Source organism: Kitasatospora sp. NPDC059747 (assembly GCF_042732955.1).
GTDB lineage: Bacteria > Actinomycetota > Actinomycetes > Streptomycetales > Streptomycetaceae > Kitasatospora.
Genome location: NZ_JBHWGV010000053.1, coordinates 1 through 4,962 on the forward strand (window position 1 = coordinate 1; position 4,962 = coordinate 4,962).

Genomic DNA, 4,962 nt, shown 5'->3' on the forward strand with positions numbered 1-4,962 from the left:
CGCGGGTGGCGGCGTCGGCGGCGCGGTTGGCCGCGTTCGACGCCTGCCCGGCCGAGCCCTGCGCCGCCTTGGTCTCGGCGGCGGCCCGCTCGGCCGACTCCTTGGCGAGCCTGGTGGCGTCGACGGCCTTGCCGGCCGCGTCCTTGGCGGTCATCGCCTGCTGGCCGGCCTGGTCGGCGGCGGTCTTCGTCAGGTCGGCCAACTGCCCGACGGACAGCGTCTCCTGGTCGTGCGCGGCCGCCGTCTGGTAGCCGTACTGCAGGAACTGCTGGACGTCGTCCATCGAGCCGTCCAGCGCGGCGCCGGCGGCCTTCTTCACCTCCGGCCCGCCCGAGGCCATCAGCTGCGAGAGGTGGACGCGGTCGTCGTCGTCCCTCGCCTTGAACTGGCCGGTGGTCAGGAACTGGTTGACGTCCGCCAGGGAGCCGTCCATGGCCTTGGACGCCGCGGCCTTCACCCCCGGCCCGCCGGTGGCGATCAGCTGGGAGACCTTCACCCGCTGGTCGTCCTCGTAGGCCTTCTGGGCGCCCTTGTCGAGGAACTTCTTCAGGTCATCGGCCGAGCCCTTGAGCGCGGCCGTCCCGGCGTCACGCACCCCGGGGCCGGAGTCCGCGACCAGGTCCTCGATCCTGGCCCGCAGGTCCTGGTCGGCGGCCGTGGCCTGACCGCTCGCCAGGAACGCCTTCAGGTCGTCGGCCGAACCGGTCAGCGCGGTCTCCGCCGCGTGGCGCACGGCCGGCCCGCCGGCCTGCCAGGCCGCGACCGCCTTCACCCGGTCCGGATCCGCCGCGGTCGCCGTCGGCGGCGCGTCGGCCGCGAGGGCCGGGGTCGAGAGCAGCCCCGTCAGCAGGCTGCCGGCCACGAGCCCGGCCGCGAGGCGCGACCGGGCCCGTGAGGTCAGTGACAATCTCATCGAAATTCGCAATCCATCATGAATCGGGCACCGGGGTGCCGTGCGGGCCACCGGAATCCGCAATCCACACCGGTGGTCCTGGACATCGCTCCGTGACGGGCGGCGCGGCAGGGGAGCACGCACCGCACACCCGCCGCCGCGCGGAGCGGCCGGGACGGCAGGGGGTCGTGGTCATCGCGCACCGGGGCCGGCGCCCGCCGGGGCCGGTGCGCGGGAGGGGATCAGCCGGCGGGGACGCCGTTGCCCGCGCCGCCGCCGGGCAGGGGCCCGGGAGGGGTCCGGGGGCCGTCCGGCGCGGATGCCGCCGGGGCCGCGCCCAGGGGCCGGGCAAGTCTTCGAACGCTACGCACGGGCACTCCGGAAATGAAGAGAGACGCGCCCGGGAGACACCAGCACCCCCGAGCTGGCAAAGAAAACAAGCGGGACGCTATCGGCCGCCAATCCCGCACGTCAACGCACGAGACCGCCGCTGAAAGGCTTCTGACCTGCGGTCAAGCCCCGCACGGAAAAACGCGGCCGGCCCGTCCGGCCCCGGGGCGCCCGAATACGGACATTAAGGATGTATGAGAGAGCGCCGCACCCGCCGCCCGACCATCACGGTTCGGTGACGTTTCCTCCCCAACGTGACGGCGCACCCCCGCACCCCGGCATCCGTCGTGAGATGTACACCGGGTGCATCGCGCGGCCCAGCACGCCCCCCGCAAGATCCTCCCGGTGACCCTCGAACACCCCCCACCCGGTGCCTAGCGTGGAAGACGACAACCCCGGACCGTCCCCCCTCCGCTAGGACCCGCCATGATCGAAGCCGTCGGCCTGACCAAGCGCTACGGCACACGCACAGCCGTCGAAGACCTGAGTTTCACCGTCCGACCCGGCATCGTCACCGGCTTCCTCGGCCCCAACGGCGCCGGCAAGTCCACCACCATGCGGATGCTGCTCGGCCTCGACACCCCCAGCGCCGGGCACGCCACCGTCAACGGCCGCCGCTACGCCGAGCACGGCGCACCGCTGCACGAGGTCGGCGCCATGCTGGAGGCCCGGGCCGTCCACACCGGACGCAGCGCCTTCAACCACCTCGCCGCCCTCGCCGCCACCCACGGCATCCCCCGGCGCCGGGTGGAGGAGGTCGTCGACCTGGTGGGCCTGCGCGAGGTCGCCCGCAAGCGCGCCGGCGGGTTCTCCCTCGGCATGGGCCAGCGCCTGGGCATCGCCTCCGCGCTGCTCGGCGACCCCGCCACGGTGATCCTCGACGAGCCGGTCAACGGCCTCGACCCCGAGGGCATCCGCTGGATCCGCAACCTCCTCAAGTCGCTCGCCGCCGAGGGCCGCACCGTCCTCGTCTCCTCCCACCTGATGAGCGAGATGGCCCTGACCGCCGAGCACCTCATCGTCATCGGCCGCGGCCGGCTGATCGCCGACACCTCGGTGGCCGAGTTCACCGCCCGCGCCGCCGGCAGCGCCGTCCTCGTGCGCACCCCCGACACGGACCGGCTGCGCGAACTGCTCGCCGACCAGCCCGGCGTCCAGGTCGAGAAGGCCGCCGACGAGAACGAGGAGAGCGACCGCCTGGAAGTCACCGGCACCGACTGCGAGCGCATCGGCCGCCTGGCCGCCGCCCACTCCCTCGTGCTGTTCGAACTCACCCCCAAGCAGGCCTCCCTGGAGGAAGCCTTCATGGAGCTCACCAAGGACGCGGTGGAGTACCAGGCCGTCGTCACCCCCGCCCAGCCGGTCAAGGAGATGGCCGCATGACCACCACCGCCACCCCCGCCGCCCCCGCCGCCGCCACCGCGACCCCGGCGTTCGCCCCCTCCTCCCGGCCCGCCCGCCCCGGCGTCACCCTCGCCCGGGCCGTCCACGCCGAGTGGATCAAGTTCCGCTCGCTGCGCTCCACCTACTGGACGCTCGGCATCACCGTCGCCCTCACCATCGGCTTCGGCGCCCTGCTGTGCTGGGGCACGGTCAGCCGCTGGGACCACCTGCCCGCCGACGAACGCATGCACTTCGGCGCCGCCGAGCACAGCCTCCTGGGCTACCACTTCGCCCAGCTGGCCATCGGCGTCCTCGGCGTGCTGATCATCACCGGCGAGTACTCCACCGGCATGATCCGCGCCTCGCTGTCCGCCGTCCCCAAGCGCCTGCCGGTGCTCTGGGCCAAGGCCGCCGTCTTCGGCGCCGTCGCCTGGGCCGTCTCCACCGTCGCCTGCCTGATCGCCTTCTTCGTCGGCCAGTCGATCCTCGCGAGCAAGCACCTCGACACCACCCTCGGCGCCCCCGGCGTCACCCGCGTCGTGTTCGGCATGGGCCTCTACCTCACCGCCGTCGGCCTGCTCGCCGTCGGCCTGGGCACCCTCATCCGCAACACCGCCGGCGGCATCGCCAGCGTCTTCGGCGTCCTCATGCTGCTCCCGCTGCTCACCGAGGCCCTGCCCAGCTCCTGGCGCGACACCATCTCCCCCTACCTGCCCGGCAACGCCGGCCAGGCCCTCGCCACCCTCCAGCAGGGCCCGCACGACCTCGCCCCCTGGACCGGCTTCGGCGTGATGTGCCTCTACGTCCTCGCCGCCCTGATCGGCGCCGCCGTCGTCCTCAAGCGACGCGACGCATGACAGCCACCCGCCCCGCCCGTGTGAGCATGGTCCAGTGACCACCGCCGAACGGACCCCCGCAGCCCGCGCAGGACGCCTCGGCGTCCCGCGCGGGCTCGCCCGGCTGCGCGCGGCCGTCCTCACCGAGCGCTACCCCGCCCTCGTCGACGCCGCCGCCGCCCTCGGCCTGCTCGTGCTCACCGCCCTGCCCCAGCGCCGCGAGCTGCACGCCACCCCCTGGCTCTGGGCCCTGCAGCTCGCCCTCGTCCTGCCGCTCGCCCTGCGCCGGCGCGCCCCCTTCCCGGTCTTCGCCGCGATCTCCCTGGCCGCCCTCGCCCAGTGGGCCACCGGCCACCCCATGCCCGCCGACGCGGCCGTCCTGCTCGCCCTCTACACCGTCGCCGCCCACTGCCGGCGCCGCCTGACCCTCATCGCCTACGGCGTCGCCGAACTCGGCGTCGTCATGGCCCTGCTGCGCTGGCCCCCGCTGACCGAACACGGCAACGCCGCCCACCTGCCGCTGTGGCTGCGCGTGTTCGTCCTGTTCTCCGGCACCGTCCTGGCCGCCGTCGCCCTCGGACTCAACGTCCGCGCCCGCCGCGCCCAGCTCACCGCCCTCCAAGAGCGCGCCCGCGACCTGGAACACCAGCGCGACCAGCAGGCCGCCCTCGCCGTCGCCGAGGAACGCTCCCGCATCGCCCGCGAGATGCACGACATCGTCACCCACAACCTCTCCGTCATGGTCGCCCTCGCCGACGCCGCCGCCTACGCCAACGCCACCGCCCCCGACAAGGCCACCGACGCCATGCGCCGCTCCGCCGAGACCGGCCGCCAGGCCCTCACCGACATGCGCCGCTTCCTCGGCGTCCTGCGCGCCGACGAACCCGACGCGCTGCGCCACCCCCAGCCCGGCATCGGCCAGCTCACCGTCCTCGCCGAACACGTGCGCGCCGCCGGCCTGCCCACCGACCTCCACGTCACCGGCGACAGCACCGCCGTCTCACCCGGCGCCCAGCTCACCGCCTACCGCCTCGTCCAGGAATCCCTCACCAACACCCTCAAGCACGCCGCCCCCGGCGCCCGCGCCCGCGTCACCGTCCACGCCACCCCCGCCGCCGTCACCCTGGAGATCCGCGACGACGGCCGCCCCACCGCCACCGCCCCCGGCCTGGGCCAGGGCCTGGCCGGCATGCGCGAACGCGTCGCCGCCTACGGCGGCAACCTCACCGCCGGACCCGCCCCCGGCGGCGGCTGGCGGGTGGCCGCCACCCTCCACCTGACCGACGACCACCCCGGCGACACCGACGAGGAGCCCAGCCCCGCATGACGATCAAGGTCCTGCTGGTCGACGACCAGCCGCTGCTGCGCCTGGCCTTCTCCATGACCCTCGACTCCCAGCCCGACCTGGAAGTGGCCGGCGGCGGCGGCGACGAAGCCGTGGACGGGCGCCAGGGCGGCGCG

At 74.4% G+C, this 4,962-nt stretch carries 4 protein-coding genes; 3 read left to right on the plus strand and 1 reads right to left on the minus strand.

Translation table 11 applies throughout. The annotated features are described in order from the left end of the window. On the minus strand, positions 1-913 hold a 913-nt coding region (locus tag ACFV4G_RS22980), incomplete at its 3' end, for an ALF repeat-containing protein (protein WP_380443279.1). 795 nt (positions 914-1,708) lie between these two features. Between ACFV4G_RS22980 and ACFV4G_RS22985 the strand changes: the two genes are divergently transcribed. From ACFV4G_RS22985 to ACFV4G_RS22995, 3 genes are read left to right on the plus strand one after another with little or no spacing between them, the layout of a single operon-like run. Beyond that, positions 1,709-2,665, plus strand: coding sequence for an ABC transporter ATP-binding protein (locus tag ACFV4G_RS22985; protein ID WP_380443281.1), 957 nt, complete (start codon positions 1,709-1,711; stop codon positions 2,663-2,665). Then, a complete protein-coding gene (locus ACFV4G_RS22990; protein WP_380443283.1) occupies positions 2,662-3,522 on the plus strand; it encodes an ABC transporter permease subunit in 861 nt (286 codons plus the stop codon). The genes ACFV4G_RS22985 and ACFV4G_RS22990 overlap by 4 nt, the downstream gene beginning before the upstream one ends. 34 nt (positions 3,523-3,556) lie before the next feature. Beyond that, positions 3,557-4,828: a sensor histidine kinase gene (locus tag ACFV4G_RS22995; protein ID WP_380443285.1), complete on the plus strand. Its 1,272-nt coding sequence runs from the start codon at positions 3,557-3,559 to the stop codon at positions 4,826-4,828. Positions 4,829-4,962 lie beyond the last annotated feature (134 nt).

What these genes read in the sequence shown, in the direction of transcription:
- ACFV4G_RS22990 (WP_380443283.1), top strand. Translation starts at nt 2,662, where the DNA reads ATGACCACCACCGCCACCCCCGCCGCCCCCGCCGCCGCCACCGCGACC.
- ACFV4G_RS22985 (WP_380443281.1), top strand. Translation starts at nt 1,709, where the DNA reads ATGATCGAAGCCGTCGGCCTGACCAAGCGCTACGGCACACGCACAGCC.